We start from the raw sequence: 19172 nt of genomic DNA, 5'->3' as shown, positions 1-19172 counted from the left end.
GCGGTGAGGCAGCAAGGCGGCGCTGAGACAGTCGCGATGTGAATCAGGCAGGGTGCCCGGAGCCGGCGGTGTTGCAGCCGGACAGGCGGCCGTCATGCACGCCGGCATACTGGGTTGGCCGCGTACTCGCCCAACCCGCCACGCTACCGCGTGCCGGCCATGAAAAGGCCCCCGTGCAGCGAGACGCCGCACGGGGGCTCCGGAACCGGACCGGCCGGGTCAGACGGCCCGCTCGGGCGCTTGCGTTACGACGCGCGCGGGGCGTGTCGGCTTGAAGCTGGCCGACCACGTCATCGCGGGCCGTTCGAACATCCGGTAGAACAGGTACGCGACCGGGATCGCGGCGGCCATGAACGCGATCGACGGCCAGATCGACAGTTGCAGTTCGGAGTGGAACAGCACCGAGCCGAGGCAGACGAACAGCGGCAGGTGGATCAGGTACAGCGAGTAGCTGAAGTCGCCGAACCAGCCGAGCACGCGCAGCGGCGCCGTCGGGCGCGCGAGCGCGCGGTACAGGAAGCATGCGAAGCCGGCCGACCAAAGCTGGAACGCGCCGTACTGGCCGAAACGGAACGCGCCGCAGCCGGCGGCCAGCAGCACGGCGGCCGCGCCGTACCACGCGCGCGACGGCACGGCGGCCGCGCCGCGCGCCTGCTGCGCGCGCACGTCGGCGATCCACGCGCCGATCGTCCAGGACAGCCAGTACGACGTGAAGAACTGCAGGTCGTGCCGTTCGAGCAGCCACGCCGACGCGACGTTGACGAGCGCGACCGCGGCCACGACGGCCGGCATGCCGATGCGCCGGCGCAGCGCGAACAGCAGCGGGTAGATCGCGTAGAACTGTACTTCGAGCGACAGCGTCCACAGCGCGCCGTTCGACCCGTACGTGTAGCCCGCGACGCCCTGCAGCGAGAACAGGTTCACGAGGAACGCCGTGATGCCGATATCGCGGATCTTGTGGCTGACCGGCGCGATCTGCAGGCTGACCGCGTCGAGCGCGAGCGTGAACAGCAGCGCGGCGAGCAGCACCGGGTAGATGCGCGCGAACCGGCGTGCCCAGAAGTTGGGCGCGTCGAGCCGGTAGGCGGGATCGGCGGCGAGCTTGAGCGCCGCGTTGCGGTGGATGCAGTAGCCGCTGATCACGAAGAAGATCGGCACGCCGGCGGAGCCCCACGCGAACGGGAAGGTCAGGTAGCCGACGATCACGCTCGGGTCGAGCGCGCGGCCGTAAGCCTGATGGAAGGTCTGCATGCCGACCCAGACGACCTGGCGACAGTGGAAATAGGCGACGAGCAGCGCCGCGAAGCCGCGCATCGCGTCGATCACGTGCTCCTTGTGATCGGCGACGGGCGGCGCGGTCAGAGACGATCCGCTGAAAGCTTGCATGCGATTCGATTCCTTGCGACGGATGGAGTAGAAGACGGACGAATGGGAAGTCTGGTCCCATCGTAATGCGCAAGAATTCGATCAATGAATAAAAAAATCTCGCCGGGAAATAACGGAATTCCGCATGATGGTTTTATCGGGTGCTGAAAGCGGTTCCGCAGGCGGGTCAATTATTTACCGATTTTTTTCTGATAGTTTGAAGCTCCAGTTGATTGATGCAAGGAGCGGCAAGATGGACATGCATTGGATCGCGAGCGCGGCAGTACTGCTGGTCATGGCCGTGCTGTCGGCGTACCGCGAGGCGCTGAAGAACGAGCCGATTCGCCCGGGCCTCGAACGGGGCGGCGTGCCCTATATCGAGGAATTCGATTCGTAAGAATTTGTATCCGGAAAATCGGTAATTTGTTTCTGCTTCGGCACTCGGTTCGGCAATATCGACCGGGTTGAAAGGATTATATTTTTTTTCGGAATCATTGGGCAATCAGTCCATATCGGAAATGAGCGGAGTGGAATTGGCAGTGCCGTCGATTCTCGATATGCCGTTCGGAACACAATCGCGCCGGGTCGCAGGTCGACGCGGCGCAGTCAACGCAATCAGGATGTGAACATGTTGAAAGTCACCAAGGCCGTGTTCCCCGTTGCCGGTCTCGGCACGCGGTTCCTCCCGGCAACGAAGGCGAGCCCGAAGGAAATGTTGCCCGTCGTCGACAAGCCGCTGATTCAGTACGCGGTCGAGGAAGCGATCAACGCCGGTATCACCGAGATGATCTTCGTCACCGGGCGCAGCAAGCGCGCGATCGAGGATCACTTCGACAAGTCGTACGAGATCGAGGCGGAACTCGAGGCGCGCGGCAAGGAAAAGCTGCTCGAACTCGTGCGCGGCATCAAGCCGAGCCACGTCAATTGCTTCTACGTGCGCCAGCCGGAAGCGCTCGGTCTCGGCCATGCGGTGTTGTGCGCGGAAAAGCTCGTGCACGGCGAGCCGTTCGCGGTGATTCTCGCCGACGACCTGCTGCACGGCGAGCAGCCGGTGCTCAAGCAGCTCGTCGACGTGTTCGACCACTATCACAGCTCGGTGATCGGGGTCGAGACGATCCCGCGCGAGGACAGCCGCTCGTACGGCGTCGTCGAAGGCCGCGAATGGGAAGAGGACATCATCAAGCTGTCGGGCATCATCGAGAAGCCCGCGCCCGAGGATGCGCCGTCGAACCTCGGCGTGGTTGGCCGCTACGTGTTCATGCCGACGATCTTCGATCACCTGCGCAAGCTCAAGCCGGGCGCAGGCGGCGAACTGCAACTGACCGACGCGGTCCAGACGCTGCTCGCGAACGAGCAGGTGCTCGCGTACCGCTACTTCGGCACGCGTTTCGACTGCGGCAGCAAGATCGGCTATCTCAAGGCAACCGTCGAACTCGCGCTCCAGCATCCGGAAGTGGCCCGCGAATTCGAGGCGTACCTGCGTACCTGTTTGCCCGCGCTGGCTGCTGTCGCGTAAGCCGCCGCGCGCTCCATTGTTTCAGGTGGTGGTTGTTCCGTTGGCCCCGGCCGCTCAGGCGCCGGGGCTTTTTTGCTTTTGCCGGTGCGCGACCGTGGTGCGCGCGGCCGGCTCGTCGTGTTGCCGGGTTCGCATGGAGTGCGGTGCCGTGGGTGGAGCGCGGCGCTCCGGCGCGGTTCGGCGGCACGCTTGAAACCGGTGCCGAAGCGCTTGCCCGGGTGACCGGACCGGCATTGCCGTTGCGCGATGCAGGTCGACGTTCGCGCGAGCGTCGGTTCCGCCGGGGCGGGGCAATGAGGCGCCGCCGCGGCGCGTCAGCTTCTCGGCGCTGCCTGTATCGCGTATTTCCTGCGTATTTCCGTTCGGTGTTGTCCGCTTCCGCGTGACGCTCAACGCGCCGACGTGCTCGGCCGCGCAACGAAGTGCCGGGCCAGCATCGCGGCGATCGGCTTCTTGAAGTCGAGCAGCCTTTTTTCGAGATAGCGCCAGGACAGGTGCGCGAGCAGCACCGCGAGCGCAAATTGCAGCATCTCGGGCAGCGCTTCGCGGACGATTTCCGGTATCGGCACGTGCGCGAAGCGCGCGGGCATCACGCCGAAGCGCGCCGGAATCAGGTTGTGGAACAGGTAGAAGCCGTAGCTGATCGTGCCGAGATAGACGAGCGGCGCCCAGTCGAGCAGTGCCACGACGGGATGCTCGGGTTCGCTGACGATCCACAGCATCAGCGCGCCGAGCGACGCCGACAGGCCGAGATCCGCGAGCCCCGCGACCGCGTCGGGCAGTGCCGTGCACGCGGGCAGCGCGAGGAAAAACACGACGCCTGCCGCGCCGAGCCAGCCGGGCGGAATGCGGCGCACGACGGTCGGACCGTGATCGGCGAGCGCGATCGCGCCGACACCGCCGAGCGCGATCAGCGCGAAATTCCACGGGGAAAATGCGTAGATCAGCACCGGCGACGCGTCGGACAGGTAGAGCGCGAGATGCGCGAGCGCACACAGTGCGACGGCCGCGACGCCGAGCGCGACGTGTCGCGCGGCGGGCACCGCGAGCAGCGCGAGCGGCGCGATCAGATAGAACTGCTGTTCAACCGCGAGGCTCCAGAAGTGCGACGTGGAGCCCGGCCAGCCGTCCTTGACGACGCCGATCCAGTAATTCGACAGGAACGCCGCGTGCCACGCGAGCCCGAGATTGACGCCGCGCTGGTAGAAGAGCGCGTGCGCGATCGCGAGCGCGGCGAGCAGCAGGTAGTACACGGGGAAGATCCGCAGCGCGCGCTTCGCGAGGAACAGTGCGAGCGCGTGGCGGCGCGTCATGGTGCCGCGCTCGACCGCCTGGCGGTTGCGATGCAGTTCGCCGACGATCAGGAATCCGCTGATGAAGAAAAACGTCCACACGCCAAGCTTGCCGACGTCAACGGCAAGCACGTGGCCTTTGTGGGACAGGAAAACGAGGATGACGGCGATGGCTCGCAGGCCGTCGAGTCCTTTGACGTATCGGGCTTCGCGCATGGAGGCATCCGGGCATTGAGCGAGGCCAGTATAGGTGCGCAAATATCGAACGTAATTCACGTTCGGGCACATACGTGAAGGCGTTTTTTGACGCTCAAGCGTCGATGAAGTCGGTCGCGCGCAACAAAACCTGCGGGAAACCCCGCGAAAACGCATAAAAGTACTGCACGAAGCGTCAAGGCGCTTGTAGAATCCGGCGTTGAAGCGCGCGCATTGCACGCTTCGTGTATCCAACGACCACACCTGGTAGGAGAAACATGGCGACTTCCGCAAAAAAGGTGGCCAAGAAGGCTGCCGCCGCACCGGCCAAGAAAGTGGCTGCTAAGAAAGTAGCGCCCGCGAAGAAAGTAGTGGCCAAGAAGGCCGCCGTCGCGAAGGCGCCCGCTGCTCCGACGCCGCTGAAGGACAAGTTCACGAAGGCATCGCTCGCAACGCACATCGCCGAGCGCGCAGCCGTGGAAGTGAAGGCGGTCAAGGCAGTGCTCGCCGCACTCGAGAACGTCGTGCTGGGCTCGGTCCACAAGAAGGGCGCAGGCGAGTTCACGCTGCCGGGTCTGCTGAAGATCACGGCACAAGTCGTGCCGGCGAAGAAGAAGCGCTTCGGCAAGGATCCGTTCACGGGCGAAGAGCGTTGGTTCCCGGCGAAGCCGGCCAGCGTGCGCGTGAAGGCACGTGCGCTGAAGAAGCTGAAGGACGCGGCGGCGTAATGCCGCGCAACGGCTGCCGATGCATGTCGGCAGCCGTTGCGATGTCCTGCGATCCCCGTACGCGAAAGCGTGCGGGGATTTTTATTGCACAGCGCAAATCGTACGGCAGCGAAAATGCGAAGCGGCGCCGATGTGCGATTCGATGCGTGACGCACGGCGAACGACGTGCCGCGCATGCGCGATGTCGATGCCGAACGGCGAATCTTCATTCGCGCGGGCCGTTGTTCCGCCGCAGCCTGCCGCACTCGTTGCGCCTGTTGCGTGCGCATCGTGAGGCCTGCGCATCGTGACTGAATGCGTCCCGCCCGAAACCGCCGGACAGGTCGCCGCCGCACGCGCCGCGATCGAGCGGCATCTCGGCGCGACGCTGAATGCGATCCATCTGTTCGGCTCGGCGCTCGACGGCGGCTTGAAACCGCGCAGCGACATCGACCTGCTGGTGACGGTGGCGGCGCGGCCCGACGAAACGGCGCGGCGCGCGCTGATGCTCGACCTGCTCGCTGCGTCGGCACCGCCTGGTTGCGCAGGGGGCGTGCGCGCGCTGGAGGTCACCGTCGTCGCGCACGGCGACGTGGTGCCGTGGCGTCATCCGGCGCGACGCGAACTGCAGTTCGGCGAGTGGCTGCGCCGCGATCTCGAAGCCGGCATCGTCGAACCTGCACTCGTCGATCACGATCTGGCGATCCTGTTGACGAAGGCGCGGCAGCACAGCGTTGCACTGGTCGGGCCGTCTGCGATCGAGCTGTTCGAGCCGGTGCCTGCGCGCGACCTGGTCGCCGCGCTTCTCGCTACCGTTGCGCAGTGGAATGCCGAACCGGACTGGCGCGGCGACGAGTGCAACGTGGTGCTCGCGCTCGCGCGCATCTGGTACACGGCTCAGACCGGCAGGATCGCGCCCAAGGATGTCGCCGCGGCGTGGGTGCTGGAGCGCCTGCCGGACGCGTACCGGCAGGTCGTAGCGGCTGCGCGCGCCGCCTATCTCGATGGCGAAGCGCGCGCGGCGATCCTGTCGGGCGAACCCGTCGCCGCGTTCATCGGCTACGCGCGGCGGACCGTCGAATCGATGCTGTCGGCGTAGCGGCGGGTGCCGCGGTGCGCGCGATCGGCTTGCTGGCCGACCCACCGCGGATCATGAGCGCTTTCGCTGCCGCCGCACGCGCAAGCAGCCGATCCGGGCGCCCGCAGGCGACTCGCGACGTGCTTGACCGGCGCGCCGTCATTCATGCGCAGCGCGACGCGCTTCGTCAACCCGCCGTGCCCGCGTAGGCAGCCTTCAGCGCGGCGTCGTCGAACTTGGTCATCTGCATCATCGCCGCGGCCACGCGTGCCGCCTTGACCGTGTCGCGATCGGCCATCATCGGGATGAGCGCTTCCGGAACGATCTGCCACGACACGCCGTAGCGGTCTTTCAGCCAGCCGCAACCGTCGGCGGTGCCGCCGTTGTCGAGCAGGGCGCTCCAGTAGCGGTCGAGTTCCGCCTGGTCGGCGCAACTGACCAGCAGCGAGATCGCATGGTTGAACGTCTCCGTGCGCGGATGGCTCATCGCGATGAACGGCTGCCCGAACAGCTCGAACTCGACCATCCGTGTGCCGTCGGTGCCGGACACCGACGTGACGCGCACGACGCGCGAATCCGGAAAGATGCCTGCATAGAAGGCCGCTGCTTCTTCGGCTTCCGTCGAGTACCAGAGAAAAGGCGTGATCTTCTGAATCGTCATGGCGAATCTCCTGTCTGTATTGGCCGGGGCGCAAACCGCGTACCGCCATCGATACGACGGACGACGGCCACCGAAATCGACACGCGAGGGGAATGGACGTCGCGCCGGGTGAGCGGCGCCGGCAATGCGGATGGTAGTCGCCTGGCGGACAGACGGCGAACTGCCCGGACGTCCGGGAGCGGCGTTTGCCGCGCTTTGCAGCCTTCAGGCGCCGCTGCCGGCGCGTCGACGTGCAATCCGGGGCACCGACTTCGCTCGCCGGCCCGTGCAGGCGCTGCGGGCATGCGGGAGACGAACGAAAAAAAAGCCAGCCACGGCCGAAACCGGGGCTGGCTTTCCAGTTCGGCGGCAAGGCGTCGGAGACGCCATGCACGCCGGATACATCGTTTTTAGAACTTGTGGCGCAGGCCGAGTGCGACCATTTCGGCCGAGCTCTTGCCGGCGAAGCCGTACGAGCCGATCGAAGCTTGCGCGCTCTGCTGCACGCCGTCGACGAGCTGCGTGCCGCTTGCGTGCTGGTACGCGCCAACCAGGTAGACGTCCGTGCGCTTCGACAGCGAGTAGTCCGCGCCCAGCGAAACCTGGTGGTACTTCGCGGTCGTGTCGCCGCTCGACTTCGTGTACGAGTAGCCGAGGCCCAGCAGCAGCGGTGCCGTGACCTGGTACGTCACGAAGCCGCGGCCCGTGTTGTACTTCTCGGTCGAACCGAAGCCCGACGATGCGTCCGGCTTGTATTGCGCGTTGCTGTAGCCGAGGCCGACCGTCACCGGGCCGATCGCGTACTGACCTGCAACCTGTGCGATCGCGATCGACTTCGCCGTCACGTAACCCGAGTTGATCGGGCCGTCGATGATGTTGTCCGACGTCGTCGAACCCCAGCCCGAACGCAGGCCGGCGGTCGTCGGCGACGGGTTGTTCGCGTAGAAGTAGCCTGCAGCAACGCCGACCGGGCCGTTGTTGTATGCGGCTGCGACCGACCACGTCTGGCCTGCGCCCGTCTTGCCTGCCACGCCGCCGAGGGCGTACATGCCTTCAGCCTGGAAGCCGGCGATCACCGGCGACGTGTACTTGATCGCGTTGCTGACGCGCAGGCTGTTGTCGTTGTTGTCGACGTCACCCGGCGTTGCGAACGTGCTGCCGAAGTAGTTGTCTGCCGTGACTGCCTGGACCAGATCGACGATCGGGTCGTACTGGCGGCCGAGCGTCAGCGTGCCGTACTGGCTGCTTTCCAGGCCGACGAATGCCTGACGGCCGAACATGCGACCGCCCTGGTTCAGGTGGCCGGTACCCGGATCAAAGCCGTTTTCCAACTGGAAGATCGCCTTCAGGCCACCGCCGAGGTCTTCTGCGCCTTTCAGGCCGAAGCGGCTGCCTTGCAGGTTGCCCGACAGCATTTGCCACGAGTTGTTGGCTTGACCGTCATTGCCGTGCACCCAAGCGATCGACGTGTCGATCACGCCGTACAGCGTCACGCTCGACTGAGCGTGAGCAGCGCCAGCGGCGCCCAGCAGGGCGAGCGAGAGGGTCGAGAGAGCGAGTTTCTTCATCGTTGAGTTTCTCCACGCAAGTGATTCATCGTTATTTGTTGCGGATTGGAGAATAGCTCAGTGCCATAGACGCAAGAAAGCTTAAAAAATAAAGTGTCTCGAAAAGGTAACAGCATCAAAAAGTCTATATATATCAAGTACATCAACGACTGTTCCTGTTTTTGAAATAGTTGACAATTGATGCGGTGCGATTGTTTCAGTGTGTGATGCACATTGCGGCAGATGCCCCGTTTCGGCCGGTTGGAGCAGCGAAATGAGTGCGGGCAAACGTTTGCCGTTGCAGCGACGAACGCGCCGGCGTGCAAAGAACACGTCAACGCCGCGGGAATGCGCGGCGGACAGCGTGGTTGCCAGGAGTCGGGCGAGTGTGTGAGGGGCAATTTCGCGGCGCGCGCGAGGACGGTGCGCGGCAGCTTTGCGGAGGACGCGGGTGAATCAGTCGCCGCGCATGCGATCGGTTTGAGCGGGGACGGCCGGTGCGGTGCCGGCGGGTCGATGCGCGTTGCCGCGGGCCGCCGCGAATTCCGCGCCGAGCAGCAGCACGGCCGCCGAGAAGTACAGCCACATCAACAGGACCGCGAACGATCCGGCCGCGCCGAACGCACTGGCCGTGCCCGCATGCGCGAGATACAGCGCGAACAGTTTCTTGCCGCCGGAGAACAGGATCGCGGACACGATGCCGCCGATCGCGGCGTCGCGCCATGCGACGCGCGCGTCGGGCAGGAACTTCATCAACGCGGCGAACGCGGCCGCGAGCACCGCGATGCCGACGAAAAACTGCACGAGGTTCGTGACGACGACATACGGCGAATTGCCCAGCAGCCAGGTGCCGACGAACGTGATCGCGGTGTCGAGCACGAGCGACACGATCAGCAGGAACGCGACGCCGAGCACGAGCCCGAACGAGATCAACCGCACGCGCACGAGCCCGAGCATGCTCGACCAGCGGTTTTCGGTGGCCGGCCAGATCACGCTGAGCGCGGCGCTGAGCGACGCGAACGTGGCCGACGCGCCGATCGCGAGCGCGGCGAACGAGATCAGCGTCGCGAGGCCGCCGCGTTGGCCCGCGCGGTGCGCGTTCTGCACGATCGTCTGGATGCTGGCCGCCGCGTCGTTGCCGATCAACTGGTGCGCCTGCTCGAACACCTGGCCGCGCGCGGCGTCGTCGCCATAGAACCAGCCGGCCACCGCGATCACCATCACGAGCATCGGCGCGAGCGAGAACGCGGAGAAAAACGCGATGCCCGCGGCCATCGCGGAGCAGCGGTCGGACGAGAAGCGTTTGAACGCGGTGAGGGCCCAGTTGGCCTGCCGTCGGGCAAGACGGGTTGCTTCGGAAGTGATCTGTCGTTTCATGACGGTTCGGTTGCGCGCGGAACGCGGATCATCGTTGGTAATCAGACAATTCAGTATTGATCCGAGGATTCGAACATAGTTGCGCGGACTGTCTATAATTCCTTTCAGTTTCCCCACCCCCACAATAACGCCGAGACCGCCATGCTACAAATGTCCCGGCGCCAGTTCCTGAAGGTGACGGCCACGTCGCTTGCCGGATCGAGTCTTGCCCTGCTGGGCTTTTCTCCGTCCGAAGCGCTGGCCGAAGTCCGACAGTACAAGCTGGCGCGCACCGTCGAAACGCGCAACACCTGTCCTTACTGTTCAGTGGGTTGCGGCATCCTCATGTACAGCCTTGGAGACGGCGCGAAGAACGCGCAGCCGAGCATCATCCACATCGAAGGCGATCCCGACCATCCCGTCAATCGCGGCACGCTGTGCCCGAAGGGCGCGAGCCTGATCGACTTCATCCACAGCCCGAACCGCCTCACGCACCCCGAATACCGGGCGCCCGGCTCGGACAAGTGGGAGCCCATCTCGTGGCATGACGCGCTCGACCGGATCGCGAAGCTGATGAAGGCCGACCGCGACGCGAACTTCGTCGAGACGGCGGAAGACGGCGCGAAGGTCAACCGCTGGCTCACGACCGGCATGCTGGCCGCGTCGGCGGGCAGCAACGAGGTCGGCTACCTGACGCACAAGACTGTCCGCAGTCTGGGGATGCTCGCATTCGACAATCAGGCGCGTGTCTGACATGGCCCGACGGTGGCAGGTCTTGCCCCGACGTTTGGCCGTGGAGCGATGACGAACCATTGGGTCGACATCAAGAACGCGGACGTGATTCTCGTGATGGGCGGCAATGCAGCCGAGGCCCATCCGTGTGGTTTCAAGTGGGTAACGGAGGCGAAGGCGCACCGCAAGGCGCGGCTGATCGTCGTCGACCCGCGCTTTACGCGTACGGCCTCGGTGGCCGACTACTACGCGCCGATCCGCACCGGCACCGACATCGTCTTCCTGGGCGGCGTCATCAACTATCTGCTGACGAACGACAAGATCCAGCATGAGTACGTGAAGAACTACACGGACTTCACGTTCATCGTGCGCGAGGATTTCGCGTTCAACGACGGCATCTATTCCGGCTACGACGCTCAGAAGCACGCGTACCCGGACAAATCGAGCTGGGACTACGAGCGCGGCGACGACGGTTTCGCGAAGGTCGACCCGACGCTGCAGCATCCGCGCTGCGTGTACAACCTGCTGAAGCAGCACTACGCGCGCTATACGCCGGACATGGTCCAGCAGACCTGCGGCACGCCGAAGGAGAAGTTCCTGAAGGTGTGCGAGATGCTCGCGACGACGGCTGTTCCCGGCCGTGCCGGCACGATCCTGTACGCGCTCGGCTGGACGCACCACTCGATCGGCGCGCAGATGATCCGCACCGGCGCGATGGTGCAGCTGCTGCTCGGCAACATCGGCATCGCCGGCGGCGGGATGAACGCGCTGCGCGGCCACTCGAACATCCAGGGGTTGACCGACCTCGGGCTGATGTCGAACCTGCTGCCGGGCTACATGACGCTGCCGATGCAGTCCGAGCAGGATTTCGACGGCTACATCAACAAGCGCGTGCAGCAGCCGCTGCGGCCGAACCAGTTGAGCTACTGGAAGAACTACAAGGCGTTCCACGTCAGCTTCATGAAGTCGTGGTGGGGCGATGCGGCGACCGCCGAGAACAACTGGGGCTACGACTACCTGCCGAAGCTGGACAAGCAGTACGACCTGCTGCAGGTGATCGAGCTGATGAGTGCCGGCAAGATGAACGGCTACATCTGCCAGGGTTTCAACCCGCTCGCGGCGGCGCCGTCGAAGGTGAAGACGGCCGCGGGGCTCGCGAAGCTGAAGTGGCTCGTGATCATGGATCCGCTCGCGACCGAGACGTCCGAGTTCTGGAAGCATCACGGCGACTACAACGACGTCGATGCGTCGAAGATCCAGACCGAGGTGTTCCGTCTGCCGACCACGTGCTTTGCGGAGGAAAACGGCTCGCTCGTGAGTTCGAGCCGCGTGCTGCAATGGCACTGGAAGGGGGCGGAGCCGCCGGGCGACGCGAAGAGCGATCTCGAGATCATGTCGGGGCTGTTCCTGCGCATGCGCAAGATGTACCAGACGGACGGCGGCAAGTATCCGGACCCGATCGTGAACCTGACCTGGCCGTACGCGAACCCGGAAAACCCGACGCCCGAAGAGCTCGCGATGGAGTTCAACGGCCGTGCGCTCGCCGATCTGCCCGACCCGAAGGATCCGGCCAAGACGCTCGTGAAGAAGGGCGAGCAGCTTGCCGCGTTCGCGCAACTGAAGGACGACGGCACGACCGCGAGCGGCTGCTGGATCTTCTGCGGCGCGTGGACGCAGGCCGGCAACCAGATGGGGCGGCGCGACAACTCGGACCCGACCGGCATCGGCCAGACGCTGAACTGGGCGTGGGCCTGGCCGGCGAACCGGCGGATCCTGTACAACCGCGCATCGTGCGACGTGAGCGGCAAGCCGTTCGATCCGACCCGCAAGCTGATCGGCTGGAACGGCAAGGCGTGGACGGGCACCGACATACCGGACTTCAAGGCGGACGAACCGCCCGAGAACGGGATGGGGCCGTTTATCATGAACCCGGAAGGCGTCGCGCGCTTCTTCGCCCGCGCGGGGATGAACGAAGGTCCGTTCCCCGAGCACTACGAGCCGTTCGAGACGCCGCTCGCCGCGAACCCGCTGCACCCGAACAACCCGCAGGCGCTGAACAACCCGGCTGCCCGCGTGTTCCCGGACGACCGCGCGTCGTTCGGCAAGGTGTCGGAGTTCCCGCACGTCGCGACGACTTACCGGCTGACCGAGCACTTCCACTACTGGACCAAGCATGCGCGGCTGAACTCGATCATCCAGCCCGAGCAATTCGTCGAGATCGGCGAAGACCTCGCGAAGGAAGTCGGCGTCGCGCATGGCGAGCGCGTGAAGGTGTCGTCCAAGCGCGGCTACATCATCGCGGTCGCACTCGTCACGAAGCGGATCAAGCCGCTGACGGTCGACGGCAAGAAGGTCCAGACGGTCGGCGTCCCGTTGCACTGGGGCTTCAAGGGTCTGACGAAGCCCGGCTATCTCGCCAATACCCTGACTCCGTCCGTGGGTGACGGCAACTCGTACACACCGGAATTCAAGTCGTTCCTGGTGAAGGTCGAAAAGGCGTAAGGGGGAAGAGATGGCATTGCAATCGCTGGATATCAAGCGCGTCTCGGCCACCACGACGCCACCGCCCACGGTGCGCGAACCGGTGACCGGGAGCGTCGCGAAGCTGATCGACGTATCGAAGTGCATCGGCTGCAAGGCATGCCAGACGGCGTGCATGGAGTGGAACGACCTGCGCGACGAGGTCGGCACCAACGTCGGCGTGTACGACAACCCGGCCGACCTGACCGAGCATTCGTGGACGGTGATGCGGTTCTCCGAATACGAGAACCCGGCCGGCGACCTCGAATGGCTGATCCGCAAGGACGGCTGCATGCACTGCGAGGATCCGGGCTGCCTGAAGGCGTGCCCGTCGCCGGGCGCGATCGTGCAGTACAACAACGGGATCGTCGATTTCCACGAGGAGAACTGCATCGGTTGCGGCTATTGCGTGACCGGCTGCCCGTTCAACGTTCCGCGGATCTCGAAGAAGGATCATCGCGCGTACAAGTGCACGCTCTGTTCCGATCGCGTCGCGGTCGGCCAGGAACCGGCCTGCGTGAAGACCTGCCCGACGGGCGCGATCGTGTTCGGCACCAAGGAGGACATGAAGCAGCACGCGGCCGAGCGGATCGAGGACCTGAAGGAGCGCGGCTTCGAGCATGCGGGGCTGTACGACCCGCAGGGCGTCGGCGGCACGCACGTGATGTACGTGCTGCACCACGCCGATAAACCGTCGCTGTACCACGGGCTGCCCGACAACCCGTCGATCAGCCCGATGGTGAAGCTGTGGAAGGGCATCGCGAAGCCGCTCGCGGTCGCCGGCATCGCGCTGACGGCGCTTGCCGGGTTCTTCCACTACGTCCGGGTCGGTCCGAACGAGGTGAGCGACGACGAGGAATCGGCCGCGCGCGACGAGGCGCGACGCATCAAGGAGGATGCGAAATGAAGCACGACGACCCCAACCTGATCGTTCGCTACTCGGCGAACGAGCGCACGAACCACTGGATCACCGCGATCACGTTCGTGCTGCTCGCGCTGTCCGGGCTCGCGCTGTTTCATCCGTCGATGTTCTGGCTGACCGCGCTGTTCGGCGGCGGCCAGTGGACGCGGATCCTGCATCCGTTCGTCGGCCTCGTGATGTTCGTGTCGTTCGCGATCCTGGTGGTGCGCTTCTGGCACCACAACGCGCTCGACGCGGACGACCGGCAGTGGCTGAAGCAGATCGGCGACGTGCTGACCAACCAGGAGGACAAGCTGCCGCCCGTCGGCCGCTATAACGCCGGGCAGAAGCTGCTATTCTTTACGCTGGTGGCGTGCCTGCTGTTGCTCCTGCTGTCGGGGATCGTGATCTGGCGGCGCTACTTCTCGTTCTACTTCCCGATCGGGGTGATCCGCGCGGCCGCTGTCGTGCATGCCGTGGCGGCCTTCGTGCTGATCGCGAGCATCATCGTGCACATTTACGCGGCGTTGTGGGTGAAGGGTTCGATCGGCGCGATGGTGCGTGGCACCGTCACGCTGGGCTGGGCCCGCAAGCATCACCCGAAGTGGTTCCGTGAAAGCGTGAAATAACGCACCGGAGCGGGGCGCTTCGCCGATCGCGGCGGGTCGCCCCGTCAGCCGTCGGAACCGCCTGAAGCGCCGACCTGTCGGCGCTTGTTTATTTGGAAGACATATTTGTGACACAACGCATTCTCGAACCGACCGAGATCTCGGCACTCGATCATTCGGCCATTCCGCGCTTTCGCCTGCCGGAGCGCGCCACCGCGTTCTCGGCGCGCGCCGCGCGGCTGCGCAAGCTTGCCGACCTGAACCCGATCAGCGGCTATCTGCGGCTGATGGCCACCGTCGCCGATGCGCAGCACGCGACGCTGCAGACGCTGGAACTGCCGCTGCCTTCGAAGGAAGCGATCGCACGCGCGCAGCAGCATTCGATGCCGCTCGTGCCGGCGCTCGACGGCGAGCGCGATTCGCGCTGGCGTGCCGTGCTGTACGAACTGCTCGACCGCGTAGAAGGCGCCGGGCTCGTCAATCCGTCGCTCGCGAAGCTGCTCGACCGGCTGCGCCTGATGGCGCCCGCCGAACTCGACGCGCAGGCCGACGCGATCCTCGCGCTGCGCTTCGCCGAGGTCGACCCGGCCACCGCGCCGTTCCTGATGGCCGCGCTGCAGGTCGTGTGGACCGATCTCGCCAGCCGCGTGTCGCCGGCCGACGTTCCGTATCTCGACCAGCCGGGGTTGTGCCCCGTGTGCGGCACGCATCCGGTCGCGAGCGTCGTGCGGGTCGGCGGCCAGTTCCAGGGCTACCGTTTCCTGCAGTGCGGACTGTGCACGACCGAGTGGCACATGGTGCGCACGAAGTGTTCGCACTGCGATTCGACGAAGGGCATCGCGTACCACGGGATCGAGGGCGGCAGCGAAGCCGTCAAGGCCGAATCGTGTGACGAGTGCAAGACCTATCGCAAGATCGGCTATCAGGAGAAGGACTACGAGTTCGAGCCGCTGGCGGACGATCTCGCGAGTCTCACGCTCGACCTGCTGATGAACGAGGCCGGATACCAGCGCAGTTCGCCGAACCCGCTGCTGTGGCCGGATGTCTCGCGGGATGCGGATTGACGGCACGGGGCCGGGGGTGGCGCGCGAGCGCCGGCTTCGGCCGACTGCGAAGCACGAGACTGGAGCCACTACTACGTGACCGAACCGGGTGTGAATGAACTGAACGCGGTGCTGGCGCGCGTGCCGTCGGTCGAGCGCGTGCTGTCGTCGGCACCGCTGCAACCGCTCCTCGCGGACTACGGCCGTACGTGCGTGCTGAATGCCGTGCGTGCCGAACTCGAACGTTGGCGTACCGTCGCGCAGCACGATCCGGCGGCGGCCGAGCCGCTCGACGAGCCAGGCATCGCAGCAGCCGTTGCGCGCACGCTGGCTGCGCAGAGCGCAGGCGCCGTACGCGCGGTGTTCAACCTGACCGGCACCGTGCTGCATACGAACCTCGGGCGCGCGCTGTTGCCCGACGACGCGGTGCGCGCTGTGGTCGACGCGCTCACGCGGCCCGTCAACCTCGAATTCGATCTCGCCACGGGCCGCCGCGGCGATCGCGACGACCTGATCGACGATCTGCTGTGCGAACTGACGGGTGCGGAAGCGGCGACCGTCGTCAACAACAATGCGGCGGCCGTGCTGCTGACGCTGTCGGCGCTCGCGACGAAGCGGGAAGTCGTCGTGTCGCGCGGCGAGCTGGTCGAGATCGGCGGTGCATTCCGCATTCCCGACATCATGAGTCGCGCCGGCGCGAAGCTGCACGAGGTCGGCACGACCAACTGCACCCATCTGCACGACTACGCGAACGCGATCGGTCCGCGCACCGCGCTGCTGATGAAGGTGCACTGCAGCAACTACGCGATCAGCGGCTTCACGAAGGAGGCGACGCTCGCCGAGCTCGCGCCGCTCGCGCGCGAGCACGGGCTGCCGGTCGCCGTCGATCTCGGCAGCGGCACGCTCGCCGACCTGTCGCAATGGGGGCTGCCGCACGAGACGACCGTGCAGGAAACCGTCGCTGCCGGCGCAAACGTTGTCACGTTCAGCGGCGACAAACTGCTCGGCGGGCCGCAGGCCGGCCTGATCGTCGGCGATCGCGCGCTGATCGCGAAGATCAAGAAACATCCGCTCAAGCGTGCGCTGCGCGTCGGCAAGCTGACGCTTGCGGCGCTCGAGCCCGTGCTGCGTCTCTATCAGGCGCCCGAATTCCTGCGCGACCGGCTTACGACGCTGCGGCTGCTGACGCGCCCGCAGCGCGAGATCGCCGAGGCCGCCGAACGCGTGCGTCCGGTGTTGCAGGCCGCGCTCGGCAGCGGCTTCGACGTGACGGTCGAGCCGATGTTCAGCCAGATCGGCAGCGGCGCGCTGCCGGTCGACCAGTTGCCGAGCGCCGGGCTCGTCGTGCGCACGCCGGACGGCAAGCGCGGCGGCCGCGCGCTTGCGCAGCTCGAGAAACGGCTGCGCGAATGGCCGCGCCCGGTGATCGGCCGCATCGCCGACAACGCGCTGCGGCTCGACCTGCGCTGCCTCGAAGCCGCCGATGAAGCGGCGTTCGTCGCGCAATGTGCGCCGCTCGCGGGGCCCGCTGAATGATCGTCGGTACCGCGGGACACATCGACCACGGCAAGACGACACTTGCGCGCGCGCTGACGGGCGTCGATACCGACCGCTTGAAGGAAGAAAAGGCGCGTGGCATCTCGATCGAGCTCGGTTATGCATATACGCCGCTCGAGAATGGCGACGTGCTCGGCCTGATCGACGTGCCGGGCCACGAGAAGCTGGTTCATACGATGGCGGCCGGCGCGTGCGGGATCGACTTCGCGCTGCTCGTGATCGCCGCCGACGATGGCGTGATGCCGCAGACGCGCGAACACCTCGCGATCCTGCAACTGCTCGGCATCACGCACGGCGCCGTCGCGTTGACGAAGTGCGATCGTGTCGACGCCGCGCGCGTCGCCCAGGTGCGCGACGAGATCGCTGCGTGGCTGCACGACTCGACGCTGTCCGGTGTGCCGATCTTCGAAACCCGTGCGACGGCCGTGGACGATTCGGGCGTCGCCGCGTTGAAGCGTCACCTGGCCGACGCGGCGATCGCGTGGCGCGAGCGCCGCGACGACGGCCTGTTCCGGCTCGCGGTCGATCGCGTGTTTACGCTTGCAGGGCAGGGGACCGTCGTGACGGGCACCGCGTTCGCGGGCCGTGTCGCGACGGGCGACACGCTCGCGATCGTGCGCACGGGCGGCGCGGCACGCGTGCGCAGCATCCATGCGCAGAACCGGCCGGTCGAGGCCGGACGCGCGGGCGAGCGTTGCGCACTGAATCTCGCCGGCGTCGACAAGGCCGATATCGAGCGCGGCGATACCGTCGCCGATGCGCGGCTCGTCGCGACGTCGCCGCGTCTCGACGTCGAACTGACGCTGCTTGCGGATGCGGGACTGACGCTGACGCACTGGGCGCCGCTGCACGTGCATCTCGGCACGCTGCATCGCGTCGCGCATGTCGCGCTGCTCGACGGCGACACGCTCGCGGCCGGCCAGCGGATGCGCGTGCAATTGGTATTCGACGAACCGGTGTTCGCGCTACCGGGCGACCGGTTCATCGTCCGCAATCCGCAGGCGACGCGTACTGTCGGCGGCGGCCGCGTGCTCGATCCGTTCGGGCCGGGGCGCAAGCGCCGCACGCCCGCGCGCCGCGCGTGGCTCGATGCGCTCGCCGCGTGGCTGGACGACGGGCGCCTCGATGCGCTGCTCGCGCAGGCGCCGCTCGGCATTCCGCGCGCGATACTCACGCATCTGACGGGTTTTGCGCCGAACGCGCTTGCGTTGCCGGACGATGCGCTGGCGATCGGGCAACGCGATGCCGTGTCGAACGACGGCGCGGTGATTTCGCATGCGCACTGGCGAGCGCTGCAGACACGGGCGATCGATACGCTGGGCACGTATCACGAGCGCATGCCTGACGAACAGGGGCTCGACGCCGCGCGTCTGCGGCGGATGGCTGCACCGCTCGCCGGCGATGCGCTGTGGCGTGCGCTGGTCGATGCACTGGTGGGCGGCGGCGAAGTCGCGCGAAGCGGGCCGTGGCTGCATCTGCCGTCGCATTCGGTGAGCCTCGATTCGCGCGAGGAAGCGCTGACGCAGAAACTGCTGCCGCTGATTCATGCGGGGCGCTTCGATCCGCCGTGGGTGCGCGACCTGGCCCGAGACACGGGCGCGGCCGAGGACGCGGTGCGCATGCTGCTGCGCAAGCTCGCGCGGCGCGGCGACGTGCACCAGGTCGTGCGCGACCTGTTCTATCACGCGGATGTCGCGCGCGAACTGGCGGCGCTGGTCGCGCATCTCGCGCCTGCGCGCGGCGGCGGGCTCGATGCCGCGACGTTCCGCGACGCGACGGGGCTCGGCCGCAAGCGCGCGATCCAGATTCTCGAGTTCTTCGATCGGGTTGGGTATACTCGCTTCCACCGCGATCTTCACTTCCTGCGGCCTGACAGCGGTTGGGCGGGTATTCAGGCGTAGGCGCTCGTTGTTCCTTTGGTTGTTTTCCCCGAGGAAGGCATTCGTATCCGGTGGTACGGCCAGGCTTCAAACCTGGTTGGGGGTGTCAGACACTCCCGGGTCGGTTCGACTCCGGCTGCCTTCCGCCATCCCGTGTTCTTGCGAACCGGCGTGCTTCGGATAGCGCGCACTGGCGTCGTGGGCCGACGCTGCACAGCGGCCGTGACCGAGCAAA

At 66.1% G+C, this 19172-nt stretch carries 15 protein-coding genes and 1 tRNA gene; 11 read left to right on the top strand and 5 right to left on the bottom strand.

Annotation, left to right across the window (positions count from 1 at the left end):
• Positions 1 to 219 precede the first annotated feature (219 nt).
• Positions 220 to 1386, bottom strand: coding sequence for an acyltransferase family protein (locus JYG32_RS23090; RefSeq protein WP_213267105.1), 1167 nt, complete (start codon positions 1384 to 1386; stop codon positions 220 to 222).
• A 232-nt stretch (positions 1387 to 1618) separates the two neighbouring features.
• Between JYG32_RS23090 and JYG32_RS23085 the strand changes: the two genes are divergently transcribed.
• Positions 1619 to 1762: a hypothetical protein gene (locus JYG32_RS23085; protein WP_167347851.1), complete on the top strand. Its 144-nt coding sequence runs from the start codon at positions 1619 to 1621 to the stop codon at positions 1760 to 1762.
• A 231-nt stretch (positions 1763 to 1993) separates the two neighbouring features.
• Complete coding sequence (gene galU, locus JYG32_RS23080; protein WP_174378755.1) at positions 1994 to 2881, top strand: UTP--glucose-1-phosphate uridylyltransferase GalU; 888 nt, start codon at positions 1994 to 1996, stop codon at positions 2879 to 2881.
• Positions 2882 to 3270: 389 nt separating this feature from the next.
• On the opposite strand, the gene JYG32_RS23075 is transcribed toward galU, so the two are convergent.
• Entirely contained in the window at positions 3271 to 4389 is a 1119-nt protein-coding gene (locus JYG32_RS23075) for an acyltransferase family protein (RefSeq protein ID WP_213267104.1), read from the bottom strand.
• 257 nt (positions 4390 to 4646) lie between these two features.
• Here JYG32_RS23075 and JYG32_RS23070 point away from each other — a divergent pair, with 257 nt between their 5' ends.
• Entirely contained in the window at positions 4647 to 5096 is a 450-nt protein-coding gene (locus JYG32_RS23070) for an HU family DNA-binding protein (RefSeq protein ID WP_069747789.1), read from the top strand.
• A gap of 286 nt (positions 5097 to 5382) precedes the next feature.
• Positions 5383 to 6174: an AadA family aminoglycoside 3''-O-nucleotidyltransferase gene (locus tag JYG32_RS23065; protein ID WP_213267103.1), complete on the top strand. Its 792-nt coding sequence runs from the start codon at positions 5383 to 5385 to the stop codon at positions 6172 to 6174.
• A 166-nt stretch (positions 6175 to 6340) separates the two neighbouring features.
• Here the strand turns inward: JYG32_RS23065 and JYG32_RS23060 are convergent, their stop codons facing one another.
• The 3 genes from JYG32_RS23060 to JYG32_RS23050 all read right to left on the bottom strand — a co-directional run bounded on the left by JYG32_RS23060 (position 6341) and on the right by JYG32_RS23050 (position 9717).
• Complete coding sequence (locus JYG32_RS23060; protein WP_213267102.1) at positions 6341 to 6814, bottom strand: VOC family protein; 474 nt, start codon at positions 6812 to 6814, stop codon at positions 6341 to 6343.
• A 389-nt stretch (positions 6815 to 7203) separates the two neighbouring features.
• Positions 7204 to 8361 carry a porin gene (locus JYG32_RS23055; RefSeq protein WP_213267101.1) on the bottom strand — a complete coding sequence of 386 codons (1158 nt, stop codon included), beginning with the start codon at positions 8359 to 8361 and terminating at the stop codon, positions 7204 to 7206.
• Between the two features lie 435 nt (positions 8362 to 8796).
• Positions 8797 to 9717 (bottom strand): YihY/virulence factor BrkB family protein, encoded by a 921-nt coding sequence (locus tag JYG32_RS23050; RefSeq protein WP_174378751.1) that lies wholly within the window; start codon positions 9715 to 9717, stop codon positions 8797 to 8799.
• Positions 9718 to 9858: 141 nt separating this feature from the next.
• Between JYG32_RS23050 and fdnG the strand changes: the two genes are divergently transcribed.
• From fdnG to JYG32_RS23015, 7 genes are all read left to right on the top strand, one after another.
• Positions 9859 to 12930 carry a formate dehydrogenase-N subunit alpha gene (fdnG, locus tag JYG32_RS23045; protein WP_213267100.1) on the top strand — a complete coding sequence of 1024 codons (3072 nt, stop codon included), beginning with the start codon at positions 9859 to 9861 and terminating at the stop codon, positions 12928 to 12930.
• Positions 12931 to 12940: 10 nt separating this feature from the next.
• Positions 12941 to 13855: a formate dehydrogenase subunit beta gene (fdxH, locus tag JYG32_RS23040; RefSeq protein ID WP_034179967.1), complete on the top strand. Its 915-nt coding sequence runs from the start codon at positions 12941 to 12943 to the stop codon at positions 13853 to 13855.
• A complete protein-coding gene (locus JYG32_RS23035) occupies positions 13852 to 14478 on the top strand; it encodes a formate dehydrogenase subunit gamma (RefSeq protein WP_059599523.1) in 627 nt (208 codons plus the stop codon). The genes fdxH and JYG32_RS23035 overlap by 4 nt, the downstream gene beginning before the upstream one ends.
• 107 nt (positions 14479 to 14585) lie before the next feature.
• Positions 14586 to 15521, top strand: coding sequence for a formate dehydrogenase accessory protein FdhE (gene fdhE, locus JYG32_RS23030; protein ID WP_213267099.1), 936 nt, complete (start codon positions 14586 to 14588; stop codon positions 15519 to 15521).
• 75 nt (positions 15522 to 15596) lie between these two features.
• Entirely contained in the window at positions 15597 to 17036 is a 1440-nt protein-coding gene (gene selA, locus JYG32_RS23025) for an L-seryl-tRNA(Sec) selenium transferase (RefSeq protein ID WP_213267098.1), read from the top strand.
• Positions 17033 to 18958, top strand: a complete 1926-nt coding sequence (gene selB / locus JYG32_RS23020; protein WP_213267097.1) for a selenocysteine-specific translation elongation factor — start codon at positions 17033 to 17035, stop codon at positions 18956 to 18958. The genes selA and selB overlap by 4 nt, the downstream gene beginning before the upstream one ends.
• A 32-nt stretch (positions 18959 to 18990) precedes the next feature.
• Positions 18991 to 19086 (top strand) — tRNA-Sec (locus tag JYG32_RS23015).
• Positions 19087 to 19172 lie beyond the last annotated feature (86 nt).

It is taken from the genome of Burkholderia pyrrocinia (genome assembly GCF_018417535.1).
GTDB lineage: Bacteria > Pseudomonadota > Gammaproteobacteria > Burkholderiales > Burkholderiaceae > Burkholderia > Burkholderia pyrrocinia_E.
Note: the sequence above shows the minus strand (reverse complement) of the source record. Positions and strands in the feature narration are given on the sequence as shown.

Coding starts and splice junctions, on each gene's coding strand:
- JYG32_RS23085 (WP_167347851.1), top strand. CDS start 1,619: ATGGACATGCATTGGATCGCGAGCGCGGCAGTACTGCTGGTCATGGCC.
- fdxH (WP_034179967.1), top strand. CDS start 12,941: ATGGCATTGCAATCGCTGGATATCAAGCGCGTCTCGGCCACCACGACG.
- JYG32_RS23090 (WP_213267105.1), bottom strand. CDS start 1,386: ATGCAAGCTTTCAGCGGATCGTCTCTGACCGCGCCGCCCGTCGCCGAT.
- JYG32_RS23055 (WP_213267101.1), bottom strand. CDS start 8,361: ATGAAGAAACTCGCTCTCTCGACCCTCTCGCTCGCCCTGCTGGGCGCC.
- selB (WP_213267097.1), top strand. CDS start 17,033: ATGATCGTCGGTACCGCGGGACACATCGACCACGGCAAGACGACACTT.
- JYG32_RS23070 (WP_069747789.1), top strand. CDS start 4,647: ATGGCGACTTCCGCAAAAAAGGTGGCCAAGAAGGCTGCCGCCGCACCG.
- JYG32_RS23050 (WP_174378751.1), bottom strand. CDS start 9,717: ATGAAACGACAGATCACTTCCGAAGCAACCCGTCTTGCCCGACGGCAG.
- JYG32_RS23060 (WP_213267102.1), bottom strand. CDS start 6,814: ATGACGATTCAGAAGATCACGCCTTTTCTCTGGTACTCGACGGAAGCC.
- JYG32_RS23035 (WP_059599523.1), top strand. CDS start 13,852: ATGAAGCACGACGACCCCAACCTGATCGTTCGCTACTCGGCGAACGAG.
- JYG32_RS23075 (WP_213267104.1), bottom strand. CDS start 4,389: ATGCGCGAAGCCCGATACGTCAAAGGACTCGACGGCCTGCGAGCCATC.
- galU (WP_174378755.1), top strand. CDS start 1,994: ATGTTGAAAGTCACCAAGGCCGTGTTCCCCGTTGCCGGTCTCGGCACG.